The sequence below is a fragment of the Paenibacillus sp. P36 genome (assembly GCF_045866505.1).
GTDB classification, from domain to species: Bacteria; Bacillota; Bacilli; order Paenibacillales; family NBRC-103111; genus Paenibacillus_E; species Paenibacillus_E chondroitinus.
Genome location: NZ_AP038372.1, coordinates 5,851,962 through 5,866,351 on the forward strand (window position 1 = coordinate 5,851,962; position 14,390 = coordinate 5,866,351).

Annotated in this window: 8 protein-coding genes; all 8 read right to left on the reverse strand. The window is 47.1% G+C overall.

Annotated features, from left to right (window positions below):
- Positions 1–8: 8 nt before the first annotated feature.
- Complete coding sequence (locus ACKTT9_RS26335; RefSeq protein ID WP_407868225.1) at positions 9–4,349, reverse strand: family 16 glycoside hydrolase; 4,341 nt, start codon at positions 4,347–4,349, stop codon at positions 9–11.
- Between the two features lie 119 nt (positions 4,350–4,468).
- On the reverse strand, positions 4,469–5,062 hold the full coding sequence (locus tag ACKTT9_RS26340) for a TlpA disulfide reductase family protein (RefSeq protein WP_164819437.1): 594 nt from the start codon (positions 5,060–5,062) through the stop codon (positions 4,469–4,471).
- A 179-nt stretch (positions 5,063–5,241) separates the two neighbouring features.
- A complete protein-coding gene (locus ACKTT9_RS26345; protein WP_407868226.1) occupies positions 5,242–9,483 on the reverse strand; it encodes a PA14 domain-containing protein in 4,242 nt (1,413 codons plus the stop codon).
- A 305-nt stretch (positions 9,484–9,788) separates the two neighbouring features.
- Positions 9,789–10,823 carry an S-layer homology domain-containing protein gene (locus ACKTT9_RS26350; RefSeq protein ID WP_407868227.1) on the reverse strand — a complete coding sequence of 345 codons (1,035 nt, stop codon included), beginning with the start codon at positions 10,821–10,823 and terminating at the stop codon, positions 9,789–9,791.
- 469 nt (positions 10,824–11,292) lie between these two features.
- Entirely contained in the window at positions 11,293–11,577 is a 285-nt protein-coding gene (locus tag ACKTT9_RS26355) for a chorismate mutase (protein ID WP_407868228.1), read from the reverse strand.
- A 17-nt stretch (positions 11,578–11,594) separates the two neighbouring features.
- Positions 11,595–12,497 (reverse strand): glycoside hydrolase family 43 protein, encoded by a 903-nt coding sequence (locus tag ACKTT9_RS26360; protein ID WP_407868229.1) that lies wholly within the window; start codon positions 12,495–12,497, stop codon positions 11,595–11,597.
- Between the two features lie 67 nt (positions 12,498–12,564).
- A complete protein-coding gene (locus tag ACKTT9_RS26365) occupies positions 12,565–13,356 on the reverse strand; it encodes a sugar phosphate isomerase/epimerase family protein (RefSeq protein WP_407868230.1) in 792 nt (263 codons plus the stop codon).
- A gap of 379 nt (positions 13,357–13,735) precedes the next feature.
- Positions 13,736–14,377 (reverse strand): YfbR-like 5'-deoxynucleotidase, encoded by a 642-nt coding sequence (locus ACKTT9_RS26370; RefSeq protein WP_407868231.1) that lies wholly within the window; start codon positions 14,375–14,377, stop codon positions 13,736–13,738.
- Between the last annotated feature and the right edge of the window lie 13 nt (positions 14,378–14,390).

Consider the following 14,390-nt stretch of genomic DNA (forward strand, 5'->3'; position numbering starts at 1 on the left):
TGTTACGCCTATTGCAGAATTTTTTGCGCCATGATCGCTAAATCTTTAATGTCAATTTGATCATCGTTAAACAAATCAAATGGTTTGTACTTCTCCCAGTCCGCATCCTTGGAAGACTTCCCGTAGGCGGCCGCTAATATGCCTAGATCCGCGATGGAATATTTGCCGTCTCCATTCGTATCTCCAGGGCTGGCCGTTAGGACTGAATTCAAGAAGCTGTTCAAAGCTTCACGCAATGCCACGATCGCTTGCTCGACTTCACTTTGTGTCGATGCCGTATTATCAGCGACGGCTTTGGCTTGACTAATCGCAGACCAGAGAGCTGCCTTCGAGCCAACAGGATAGTTTCCTGGACTTGAGCCTTCGGTTGCGGTTTGATGCTTATCTTGTGCCTGAGCAATCAAATTGTTCAAGGCTGCTTTGTCAACGACAGTTGCGATTTGCAAGCTGTGCGTAACACTATCGAGCTGTGTTTCTACACCGTTGGCATCAGCTATAACAGCTTTCGTTAACGTGATGTTCGTGCTGCTCGGTTGGGCAATGGATTTGGCTTTCCACTTCAGCTTCAGCAAGTGATCATTGATATTGCCTGCTCCCAAATTAACCATAATGATACGTACCTTACCGGGAGTTTGTAATTGATCTACAACTTTAAATCCTTCCTTCAGCTCATCTACACCTACATATTCCACTAGATTAGGGTTGTAGCTAATGTTTAAATCCTCGGCATACACACGCTCAGTAACACTTGTGAATCCTAGTTCAACGTCAAATGGATCACTCGCCTGAACTTCGGCAGGTCCCGTCAAAGTCGCAGAAGCTGGAGTAGATGGTTCGGTTACAGCGGCTTGCAGCGGTCTCACGACAATATAATCCAACTCATAGAAACCGGTGCCTTTCATGAACGTGATCGTGTTGGAGCCCTCGTTCAGCTCGACTTTCACAGGGATCGCCATAAACCTGCCCCAGTTTTGAGTACCTTGGAGCTTGAACGACTGTTCCTTGCCGTTCACGAGCATTTTACCTGTCGCAGCTGTAAAATCACTGCCATTGGCAAACCAGACATCAACCGTATAAGTACCGGCTGCTGCGGCCTGAATATCGCCAAACTTCACATAGCTATCCGCGTAGTCAATTTCACCTACATAGCTTTTACCGGATGCATAATTGTTGTTTGTATTCACTTTTGCTTTGAACAACTCGGCTTGTTCAGCCTCATATTTAATGGAAGCGGCGGCGTCCGGATTCTCGGTCACCTCCGGGAAATAACTGACCCGCAAGTTCTCCGCCCCATATGGAACCAGCGTAATGTTCTCCGTCGGCTCTGCCGAAAGCAGCGGCCCGATTGGCGGCTCGGAGGCTTCTACATTGTTGGCCGATTTGCCCCATGCAGGAATTTTCTTCGCTTTGGCAATCAGCTTGACTGGACTAGTCGCCTGGATGAAAGGATTCTCAGGCATTGGCCCCTGCACAACCTCAATGGATTCCTCCGGATGTTCTCGGTCAATCAATAACCCGTAGTTCCATGGTGTTTTGGAAAGCACGCGGAACTGGCTGAACCCAAGCGCTGTGCTATTAAATCCTGGCACGGCCGCAATCGGATTCGATTGTACTTGCCAGTCTTCTTCCACTTGAAGAGAGAACACGAGTGGACCGCGTTCGATCCCGACCGAGTTGTTAACCCACGTCGATGTTTTCAACTTCATCGGCACTGTCAAAACAACACGATCGCCTGTCGCCCATGTTCTGTCGATCGTCAGGTATTCTCCCGCTTTCACAACTGGCTGAGCTTGGCCGTTCACCGTAACCGTCGGTTGATCCGCCCATGCCGGAATTCTTAGCTTGAGTGGAAAACTTACGGATTGTGACGTGTTCACTTCAAACCCGATTTGATCTTCAAACGGATAGTTCGTTGTTTCTTCTACCGTTACATTGGCATTCTTAATCTTGGTCGAAACGCGGCTCGGGCCGTAAGCAATAACGCCAAGTCCGCCATCCTTCGTAGCTGCCCACATATTTTTTACAAAATACGGCCAACCCATATGCATATTAAAACGGCAGCAAGGGAAACCGGAAGTCGGGGAAGGCATCATCCCGTTATCATAGTTTTGTTTGAAGCCATGATCCGCAATATTGCTCTCGACCTGATTCGGCAATGAATAATACTGATGTAGCTTCAAGTCCTTATCCATCGCGCCCGGCAATGAATTGAAGGCAATTTTCTCAAGCGCATCACCAATGTGAGGATCCCCGAGAATCATGGCCGCCTCTTCATTACTTTGCATCCGCTCGGTAATCGCACAGAGCTCTACGCCCTGCGTAGACGCAATACCGGCTAACATCTCTGTACCGGATGGCATTCCCGTAATTTGTGCATGCTTGGTCAAATTCTCAACGCCTGCTTGGAAGGCATCACGATCCACATTGTCATGTGATCTTTGATAATAAATAGCCGGCATTTTAATCGCTTCATTCACGTTAACAGAATGAGTCGGTTGGAAGTCATTGCCGAAATTCTGGAAACCATCGTTCGTAAACGTATCCGTGATCGGATACCCTTGTCCAGCCAGTGTATCAGCCAACTGCAATAAGAAAGCGTCATCCGTCCGGTTGTACAACCAAAGTACCGTATCAATATTATCGCCAACCCGCACCTTGCCCCAGTCTCTGAGTGGTCGAGCCGGTAATTGAGCGGCTTGGTAGTGGAAATAGTTCGTCATGAACGTAAGCACACGAGCATCATTCGTAGCTTCATAGTAATCCTTCATGACATAGAGCGCGACCATGCGTGGCCACCAATCATCGCTGCTTTTGGGACCAAAGGAACCGTCCGCTTGCTGGCTCACCAAGATGGCTTCAATCCATTTTTGGGATTTGGCAATTAAGTTCGGATCTTTCAGTGTGTAAGCTAGAGGCACTAGTCCCTTCAAATAATAGACTGGACGCTCCCAATCAGAATCTGGTGCTGTGCCCCCAAGCCATGCTGCGTTCGTACTAAGTTCTCCGTATAAATCCTCAGCATATCCGGTAGCTCCATCACGCTGAAGTTCAAGCTGCTTCAGGAGCCAGCCTTTGGCTTCAACCGAACCAAGCGGCAGCGGGATAAAAGGCGTTTGCACCAGCGGATCCTTATTCGCTACAGGTGAAGTGAATTCTTTGTCCGGCACCACATATTCACTTGCGATGACATTATCGTAGCTTGCCTGCGCACGGTAACTTCGTAAACCGATTCCGCCTTTCGTATATTTCTGCGGGCTGTCGTCCGTGAAGGTGAGGACGGGTTTTTGGGAATCGTTGACATACACTTTAATGTCATTCTGATACGTCACGACCTTCATGTGATAGTAACGATTCGGATCGATCGTATCGAACACTTTGACTTGCTTCAGCGGGGTCCAGTTATTGTTCATGCGGCCAAGTGTGACCTTGCCATCACCGCTTAAACCGGCATAGTAACCTTTTACATTATCGGCCCCGGGTGTTGCGCTTTGTGTCTTGAAGAGCAGTCCCGCATCTCCTGTACCTGTATCGCTCGGCAGTTTAATATCGCTTTCCAGCGTCATATCCTGGAATTCAGCGTCCTGAGCCAGCATTTTGTAACCGTCACCTTTATTGACCGTAATGGCTCCGGATTGCAATTTCCAGCTTCCATCCACCACATTCCAATGTTCAATCGTTTGTTCTGCCGGCGTATCGAAGTTATCCGATAACAACGTATCGCCTCCCACGGATTTCACTACAATATTGTCGTACGATGGCGTTGAATTGTACATTCTAACGCCAACACTACCTTGTGTGTACGTGCTGTCAGTTTGCTGCAAAACTAACACATCATTGACATAAACGTTGATTTGACTGCCTACTGCAGAAACTTTCAAACGATAATCCGTATTCGGATTGATGGTTACATTGGAACGCTTCAATTCCGTCCAATTGTTGCTCATGCGCCCAAGCATGACCGCTCCTGTTCCGGTCGCGCTAAGCCCAGCATAATAACCACGCACATTATCAGCGCCTGGTGTTGCGCTTACGGTTCGGAATAAAAGGCCAGCGTCTCCATTACGATCAGCCACACGAATATCTGACTCTATCGTAAAGTCGCTCATGTCATCCTTGTTGGAGATCGCTTTATAGCCTTGGCCTTTCGCTACCGACAGCCTGCCAGCATCAATGGACCATGGGCCTTCAATGGCATTCCATGTATCGTTTATCTTCATTTTATCGAAATGATCTGCAAAATAGCTAGGTATTTTTTCCACTTCCGCCGCCTGCACCGGATAGGGAGATAACATGGTCAAATATAAAGCAAAAATAAGCAATTGGACGATTACCGTTTTTCCTTTTAACACAGGACACCTCTTTTCCTAAAATAAATCAAACCTTACCCCTTGTAATTAGACACAGCCACGTTGTTATGTAAGCCGTCAGCCGTCAAGCTGTCTCCTCCTTTCCATAAAGTTGAAAGCTGTTAAGGCTCCGCAAGATGCCTGATCTTTTCTTCCAGTTCCAGCGGATCTACCATGTGAAACGTATCCATGACATAGCCGTTTTTATCGATTAGAAAAACAGTTGGCAGCGCATGGAGCTGGTACAAATCAGCAGCGTGTTTGTGCTCATCCAGCAGGATTGGATACTTGAGATTGTTCTGTTTGACAAACTTCTCAATATTTTCCGGCTTTTCTTCGGTGGACACGTTAATGCCCAGAAAATCAACTTGATCCTTGTACTGTCCATACAGTTTACGCAGCGTGGCCACCTCAACCGAGCAGGCTTCACACCAACTGGCCCAGAAATGAATGACAACCGGCTTCTCTCGTTTGCCCCCAATCGTGTGATACGAACCGTCCAGTGCTTTTAAGGTAAAAGAAGGCGCTTTGACATCATTGGTGCCTGCCTTTTCCCCTGAGCTTGCCAAATTCACGATGCTCTCCAGCTTGTGGACATCCAAACGCTGCCCGTCGCCGCCTGAATCAGGTTCCGTACTTTTGTGTGCGAAATGCAGATACAATGGCAAGCAGCTTAGCAGTAGAATGCCAACTAGCACACTGATCATCTTTTTCATGTGAACCTCTCCCTGAACGTTGTTTACCCTGATTATATCCATGTAAAAAAAGGGCGTCTTTACGCGATTAGGCGAAACTTTGCGCGATTCTGACAAAAGTTCAGGACAAGGCATCTGATGGCGCAAAAAAAGACGCCCAACCCCAATAAATCCTGAAGTTAGGCGACTTTACTACCCGTTTATTCCAAAATTTTCTGTGCCAACATGGCCAAGTCGACAAGGTCAACGCGACCATTGTTGTCCAGATCCGCTTGTTTGTACTTATCCCAATCTGCGTCTTTCGACGTTTTGCCATAAGCGGCTGCAACAATAGCCAGATCGCCGATTGAGTACTTACCGTCGCCATTCGTGTCACCAGAATTGCCAGTAACAACCGACTGGTTAAAGGCTTGCAACGCATCATTCAGTTCAGTAACCGCTTGTGCAACCTGCGCATTCGTCGCATTTGCATCGTTAGCAACCAAGGCTGCTTTGTCGATAGCTGCTTGCAACAGCGCTTTGGCGCCAACAGGATACTGACCAACGGCTGTACCTTCCGTCGCACCGTCATGCTTGCTTTGCGCAGTAGCGATGAGAGAGTTCAACGCTGTTTTATCGACATTAGCAAGTATGCGAATGCTTTGCGTGGTACCGTCCACAGCCGTTTCTACGCCTTCACCGTTCGCCAAAACAAGATTAGAAAGTGTAATCGTGCTGGTGATATCCTCCCCAGTCGTCTTCGCCTTCCAATGAAGCTTCAGCAAATCGCCGTTGATACTCGTACCGCTCACATTTACGGTAATGAGACGGACCGAACCCGGCGTTACTTTCTTATCGAGAAGCTCTAAACCGCTTTTCACGCTTTCTGCGGATACAAATTCGAGTTGACTCGCGTCATACGTAACGCTTACGTCTCCTGCATACACACTTTGCGTGACACTGTTCAGGCCAAGTGTCGAATCAAACGATTGCTCGCTTGTGACCGATGCAGGTCCAGTTAACGAAGCCGAAGGATCATTCACAATCGGACCGGCCGAGAAGTAATCGAACTTAGCCGGGATAGACGTCCCGTCAGTTGCGGAGAATGCATAGAATCCTACTTTGAGATTCGATAATTGAACAGTAACAGGGTCTGCAGCCTGCTTCCAGCTGGAACCATCCCAATAATAGGTCGTATAAACGTTACCTACCTTACGGATTTGCAGGTACGATGTATCGTAACCTGGATGTGTCGCCATATGCCCGGCTTTGGTGTATGTGGCATTTTTCTCGAAAGCGGATTCCAGGGATTTCCCTGTTGCGCCGTCTGTATCCCACACATGCCCAAACTTCACATAGTTATCTTCGTCCTGCCAAACGAGCAGCCCGGCTTGCTGGTAGTTCTTCCTTACCTGCGCATCAACCTTCGTCGTGATGACAAAATCGCCGCTAGGCGCGTTTTGCAAGAAGGCATTTTTCAGCGCATTGGAATTGCCAAAGCTATCGCCTGTAAGCGTTTGAATCGTCAGCTTGCCAGGATTGGTAGTCAGACTCCAATTTGCGTTATTTTGACGGTAAATACTCCAATTGCTGTTTAGCGTAGTGCTGTCGAAGTTATCCACCGTGGAGCCTTTTGGAAGCGGATCATTCACACTAGCGAAAACGCTATCCTTCTCAGCTTTCAGGTCATTTAGCGCTTGCTGGTAATTGCTCGCAGTGGCATTGCTGTCGGCAAGTACCTGCTTAGCGGATTGAATGACACCTTGGAAATGATCCACTACAGCTTGCGGATATTGGCCAGGTTTCGTACCTGCGGTGAGCTTACTGAAAAAGAGCTCAGCGTCTTGAATGCCGCTGGACAAATCGCCCGCCGTAACCGTGCCGATTAACTCGCGGTGAGCTTTGGCGATCCGGTCAAAATCGAGTTTCTCCACTTTGCGGTCATAGGACAGCAAGCCGTTAATCTCATATTCGACGTCGCTGATCTGCGTATAAACCGCTGCGCTCAAGCCAGGATTTCCTTTGAGATTTTTCAATTGGTTAATGTAATCGATGTATTTGTCCGTAATCTCTTTTTTGCTTTTCATCTCTTGATACGAGAATACGAGCGGACTCCATTCATGTCCCGGTGTATGCAGACCGAGCCCACCATATTCCCCGAGTACAGCAGCACGTGTGTCCGTTGGCTTCGGTGAATTTGGAGCCGGGTAAGCATGCATATCAACCAAGTCGCCTGCACCGGAATCCTGCCAGCCGCTTGCGTTGTTAATTAAACGCGTCGGGTCAAGGCTTTTTACATAATTGGTCGCATCCTTCGTCTGCTGTCCGCCCCAATCGAATTCGCCCCAGCCTTCGTTAAAGACGGTCCATTCAATAATGGATGGCACGCTGCGAAGCTGGTCGACCATTTCTTTGTATTCCTTCAGCCACTGCGTTTTGGCAGCTTGTGTGATATCCGCGCCATGGTTATTTTGGCGATCCTCCAAGCTCGGCATATCCTGCCAAACGAGGACGCCCAGCTTATCCGCCCAATAGTACCAGCGAGCCGGCTCTACTTTAATATGCTTACGGATCATATTCATACCGACTCGTTTCACGGTTTGAATATCATATTTCAAAGCGTCTTCCGTCGGTGCTGTATAAATACCGTCCGGATAAAAGCCTTGATCCAGCGGCCCCATTTGGAAGACGAATTTGCCGTTCAACAGCGGTCTTGTAATGCCGTCTACTTTCCCTAGCTTGATCTCCCTCATTCCGAAATAGCTGTTAACTTGATCGACAACTTGATCCCCGTTTTTCAAGCGAACTTGCAAATCGTACAAGAAAGGATCATCCGGCGTCCATAACCGAGGATTCGGAACTGGAACTTTCAGCTCCGTACCGGCAGGACCGCTGATTCTTCCAACTTCCTGACCGTCCTTCGTCGCAATGGCTTCAACGGTGAGATTGTTAGCGGCTCCCGCAGGAACGGTTAATTTTAACGTTTGATTCGTAAGATCCGGCGTCATGTCCAGCTTTTCGATATGAGCCGGTGCGACAGGCTCCATCCAAACCGTTTGCCAAATCCCGGAGACCGACGTGTACCAGATGCCGCCGAGTTTTTTCACCGTTTGCTTACCGACAGCTTGATCGTCCCCCATATCCGTATTATCCAGCACATGAACGATCAGTTCATTATCGCCTGCTTTTAATTGATCAGTGACATCGAAGCTAAATGAAGTGTAACCGCCTTTGTGCTCGCCAACCTTCACACCGTTGACATAAACCGTTGTCAAATAATCGGAAGCGCCGAAGTTCAGCATCACGCGCTGCCCGTTCCAATCATTTGGAACCGTGAATGAACGCTTATACCACATGAGATTTTCTACGCGTTTAATGCCGGAAAGCACCGACTCCGCAGCAAAAGGAACAACGATTTTTTCCTTCAAAGTTTGCCCGGTTGGCAGCGCCTCCCCGACCTTAGCCGACTGGAATTGCCATTCTCCGTTCAAGTTCTGCCATTTATCGCGAACGAGCTGCGGTCTAGGGTATTCTGGAAGGACATGATCCTTGTCTACTTGGCTCGCCCATGGCGTCGTGATTTGATATGTAGAATCGTTTTTCAACATTTTATCGAATGCCTGAACGACTCTGCCATCCTGATCTTCAAGGCCCGCCTGGCCGTCATAACTTGCCTTAACTAACCAAACATCCTTCGAATACACCGGATACTGGAAAGTAACCACGATGGTGCTGTTATCGCCTTGTTTGAGCGCTGCCGATGCGATCGGCCAGTTGCTGCCCATGACACTGACGTTGAAATGATTAACAAATCCCTCTGGAAGCGATTGCAAAGGTTTATCTAATTTCACTTCCGCTGTCGCTCCATTGACGGCTACGCTGCCCCCATAGGAGAAACCGCTTGGCGGAGTAAGCGCCTCAGTCGGTATCGCCGATTTCGGTGTGGATGGACTCGACCAACGCATGTGAATGTTAGATCCGCCCGTATTCTCAAAGTATTCAACCTTAATTGCATATTTTTGCCCTGCAACCAGTGAAACCGGCGCTGCAACCTGCTCTTTATCCCAATCGTTGACCCAATGATCGATGACCAGTTTGTTGTCAATCCAGAGCCGGAAGCCATTGTCACCAATGATGGAGAACGTGTAATCTTCGGAAAACTGGGGTTCAATGAACCCGCTCCAACGTACATTCACATTATCTTGCTGACCGGTTAAAATCCCAAACGCTGGATCCAAGTTGCCAAAGTCCAAATTGGGATCAAGTACGGTTGACTTTAACGTGCCAAAGTTAAACTGCGGTGAACCCGAACTTGTGTAGTACTCCCCTTTTAAGCCGTGAACGACAGGCTCATTCGCTACTTCCGCTGCTTGAGCTTGAAGGGTCATCAACGGAGCCGTTGAGATCGTTCCGAATGCACAAGCGGCAATAAGCAGCAGATTAAACGTCTTCTTTAACTTCATCCTATTCCAGCCTCCTGATTACATAAATGATGAATGGGCGCGAGCATTGAAATCTATTAGCCTCGCTTTTTTTGCACATTAACTCCTTTCATCCTATTCATTGGAATATTACAGATACATTATGTAACAATGGAGACAGGAAGTATTTAGGTTATTCCGCCTTTTTGTACGTTTTCTTGCCATTTCGCTTCGGATGCTTGCGGCTATGTAAAGAACAAGCGCAAAGACAAAAAGGAGGCTGCTCTTAGGCATTTCCGCCAATAAAGCCCCTCCCTGATGCGATTTCACAGTCATTTTGCCGATAATTATTTTGCAGTCAACAGTTTATAAATCAGCATAGCCGCTTGAGCGCGATTCGTAAATTCCTTAGGATGAATGCCCTCGCCATAACCATCTACCAAGCCCATCTCCACTAGATTTGTAACACTTTGTATCGCATAATCCGAAATCTCTGAAGTATCGTTAAACGAATCAGCTAAAGATGTCCCTTTACTTGCGGGGAGCTTATTCAGCGTTTTTAAGGTACGAGCCGTGAGGGTCATCATGTCCTCTCTAGTTACAGACTCTCTCGGATGGAAGTTATTATACTCGTCACCTTCTACAATACCTAAGCTTCTTGCAGCAGATAAGTGCTCATCGAAGTACTCACCCTGCTGCACATCGTCAAAGCGCTCGCCAGATCCGCCTTTTACCTCCAAGGCTCTCATCAGAAGAACCACAAAATCGGCACGCGTAACAGGCTGGCCCGGACTGAAAGTGCGCTCAGCCGTTCCATTCACAATCCCCTTCTCAGCTAGGAAGGCAATCGCTGTTTTGGCCCACGTAAAATCTCCCAGATCATCGAATGGGAACAAATCGTTAATATCAACAGCCACTTTGGCATTCGAGTCCTGGTCCGTGCTTGCTAGAATGGAATCGACCAATTTGACCTTGCCGATCGCCAGCTCCGCCTTCCCCTCATCTATCGCTTCAAACTTTAACTTGTACAAAATCTGTTCGCCATCGTCGCCTTTCGTTCGGCCTATACGTGTGTGCGCGAGCTGAATATGGTTATCTTTCACAATGGGAGGAACCGAGAATCCAGGAATCTCCGTCGTAGCTTCTTTTAATTTAAGCTGCTTCGGATTGAAATCCAGATTGATTTCGTACGCATAGACATCTTTTAGCTGATGTCCTTTTATGAGAACCTCCACATTTTCTCCTTTGGACGGCTTATCCGTAAGAACTGTCAGCGTATACGAGGGTGTATCCTCTGCTGAAACTGATGCTGAACCCCCTACTATCATCGTTGCAGCGAACACGGTCAATAAACTTCCTGTCATCATTTTTTTTACTTTCACGTTGGAGTGCCCCTTTCCTTTCATTACCTCCAATATAAAAAAATCCGGCATTCATGTATTTAGACTATCAGGTGTAAATTTGCTATTTTCGGATATTTTGCTTAAAACGGCGTTGTCTTGCCCGGCCCGGCCTTGCTCCGACCTGATCTGCCTTGCCCGCCCCTTCCTCGCCCGCGCAAAATAAGGGAACTCCAGTCGCTTATTTTGCAAAAAAGCGGTGTTTGGCGTGCTGGAGGGAACTACAGGATCTTATTTGCCCGCCAAACCCAGTTTTCGCTCCGAAAGTTGAGAAATAGCGGTCCCTAGTTCCCTCTCCCTCGCTCAAAAGCCTTATTTGAGCAAATTAACGCCCTGTAGTTCCCCAACAATATCGCGTAGCTCTGAAACCAACCGCCGCTGCACAAATCTACAGTAAAAAACCAGACACAGGAATTAACTTCCCATGTCCGGCTGCGGCTCACTTTTACCTCTATTTACATGTCGTTTTGAGTAATTCTTCGTGCCGTGAAATGACGATATCGATGAGGCATCTATAAATTTCCGAAGCATAGTCAGGGTTCAGTCCGTATTGAGCCGAGAGCTTAGCAATCTTCTGAAACTGTTGATTTTCACGGCTGACATCTTGCGAGTGCAGGTGATTCTCCGCTTTATAAATGCCGACTTCTTCTGTATATTGAAATCTTTGAGCCAGCAGTGCAATGATCTTTTGGTCAACTTCGTCTATGCCATTTCTTAGTTCATCTAGTTTTGTCATCTGCTATACCTCCGCGTTTAATGCGATGTTTGCCAGTTATCCGTCATCGTAACGGGAATAATTGCGCCATCCTCAAAGTGCAGCCTGTCCATACATAAAACCCTGCTTCCAGGATCAGTATCTCCTATCATTCTACGATGATATACAATGATCCACGCATCCGTTTCCGGCAAATACAAATAACCGTGATGGCCGGGTCCCTCGGCAATCGGTTCTTGTTTTTGAAGAATCGTGCCTTGGTTCTCAAATGGTCCCAGCGGACTATCGCTTACGCCATAAGCCACCCGATAAGTGCCATTCACCCAACTTCCCATGGACCACATGAAGTAATAAAGGTCCCCTTTTTTAATCATGCAGGGGCCTTCGACATACCCTTCCGGCGTGATAGAAAGGAAAGTATCCCCATTTTCAAAAGGAACAAAGCCAGTCATGTCTTCATTCATTTTCGCTACATTACAGTGCCCCCAACCTCCATAATAGAGATAAATGGTACCGTCATCATCTTTAAAAAGATGGGCGTCAATCGGTTGAGCCGAGTGAATGAAACGATCGATCAGCGGTTTTCCTAAGTATCCTCTAAACGGCCCCGCCGGATTATCCGACACGGCCATTTCCAATCCGCCGATTTCATCATTGGACTGGATATCGTTTGATGCAAATATGAGGTAGTATTTCCCCTTATTTTCAATGATCGTCGGTGCCCAAACAGCCCTCCACACCCATGGGAAATCTGACATTTCCAGTATAGCTTCATGCTTGTTCCAGTGAATCAAATCCGTAGAGCTAAATGCATCCAGATTCATCTGGCTCGTATACTCCGTGATGGATCGCGTAGTGTAAATCCAATGCTTGCCCTCATAGGTTCTAGCTTCAGGGTCTGCATAAAATCCGGGCACAATAGGATTTGTTATTTCTGGCATCTGCGTCAGCCTCCTCGTTTTTATGACTTAAAAAAGAGCCGCATAGCGCGACTCCCCCCACTACCTTTTACTCGTATGTTTTCCGAATTCGCTCAGCTATCCAGTGGTTCACTTGAAAAAGATCCGCCACAGGCTGACGTGTAAAAGGTAATGTCGGCATGTAACCTGGCGGGCCGAATTCAGGCGTGAACGTTGCAAATGGCTGCGCCGGGATGATCGGGTTGTGGAACATTTCATCCCACCATGTCTCGAATTGCTGCAAATGATTAGCATACTCAGGAGCTGCAGGGTGCGGCACTTGCGGACCTTCCTCAAAGCCGACCCTTCCATGAACATGCAGAGCTCTGCTCTTAATCAGAGCAAGATCCTCTTGCTGATCGGCCAACATGGATTCACATACACATGTGAAATGGCTGAAATCTGCTGTGACTTTCAGATCCGGGAACAATTTCAGCACTCTGGCCGTAGCTTTCGGAGTGAACATAACACGACCTCTATGTGTTTCGTGCGCAACTTGAATGCCAGCCGCTTTTTCCACTCGCAATGCTTGTTCGAAAAAACGATTTTGCTCATCTTCCGACATATAGTCTTTTCCACTATGAGAGTTGATGAGCACAGGGGAAAATTGCTTCGCCCGCTCGACTTGCTCTTGAAAGGATTCTTCATGATGATTGGATGTAAAAATCTGAGGTATGTATGCCAGTTGCAGTTCGCCTAACAACTCAATAAATTCATTTTGCTGCTCTTGACTTGGCATAGGTGCTTCAATTCCCTCGTAGCCATGCTGCTTGGCGCGATGCAGCTGCTCGCTAAGCGAACCTGTCATGCCCCACAGCGCGTGAAAAAGATGTAATTTCAACGTATTCCCTCCATTGATTATAAAAATGGCTGATCATCGACTAGTTCGCCTCTGACCGGCCAAATACCTTTAAAGGTGAAAAATTGAAGGGAATGCATAGCGGAAAAGGGGATGAATTGCGAAGCAGAGCGGCAGTCTTTATCGCCGCGGACCTGTATACGGTCAATAGCCATTACGGTTACTTTTAGAATGCGCCTTCATTCATTAATATACTCATTTGCTTCATACATTTTAGGATAACTCGATGAAATTTACAGATTGGGGAGCCGCGTTAATGGGGACTTTGAAATAAATGAGAGGGTGAATAGAATGAAGCAAGAGGGGGAGAATACTAGCAATTAACATAGATACGCCCCCTTTTTTTGCCGGGAAGACTTTCTCACTTCTGATCACGATAAGATAAAGCTTCTTCTGTGATTCTTTTGATATCTACCGATGAAGTAATTTCGTCATTCACCATATCCGGCAGGATATTTTTCAAAAAATAATCAACGCAATGTAAAGGAATCGTATTTATTTTGATAAGAGCATCACGGTACATTTTAATGAATTCCTTCTCCGTGTTTCCCCTTTTAAGTTCAGCAAATGCTTCATACACCTGATCCATTTTATCTGCCACTTCCAAAATTAACCCTTCAAGCGAATGATCTTTGCCCTCACGAAGCTGATTATGAAAAATTTCTTTAAATTCCTCAGGAATCTGCTCTTCAATAAAGTTATAGACCATGCCTTCTTCAACCTTTTGAATCAATAAACGAAGTTCAGGGGATGCGTGCTTGACAGGCGTTTTGATATCCCCAATAAATATCTCACCATAATCATGGCTGCTTGTGATTTCGTAAAGCTTTTTCCAGTCGATGCTAGCGCCGTTTTTCTCTTCAATATCTGCGAGTGTTTTGGCGTATTGGACGACTTTCCATGAGTGAGCCGCGACACTGTGTTCCTCAAACTTGAACTTGCCTGGACAGCGAATAATTCTTTCTAAATCATTTAAAGACCTAAAATAAGCATGGATTCCCATACGTTCAGCCCCC

What these genes read in the sequence shown, in the direction of transcription:
- ACKTT9_RS26340 (WP_164819437.1), bottom strand. Translation starts at nt 5,062, where the DNA reads ATGAAAAAGATGATCAGTGTGCTAGTTGGCATTCTACTGCTAAGCTGC.
- ACKTT9_RS26345 (WP_407868226.1), bottom strand. Translation starts at nt 9,483, where the DNA reads ATGAAGTTAAAGAAGACGTTTAATCTGCTGCTTATTGCCGCTTGTGCA.
- ACKTT9_RS26355 (WP_407868228.1), bottom strand. Translation starts at nt 11,577, where the DNA reads ATGACAAAACTAGATGAACTAAGAAATGGCATAGACGAAGTTGACCAA.
- ACKTT9_RS26360 (WP_407868229.1), bottom strand. Translation starts at nt 12,497, where the DNA reads ATGCCAGAAATAACAAATCCTATTGTGCCCGGATTTTATGCAGACCCT.
- ACKTT9_RS26370 (WP_407868231.1), bottom strand. Translation starts at nt 14,377, where the DNA reads ATGGGAATCCATGCTTATTTTAGGTCTTTAAATGATTTAGAAAGAATT.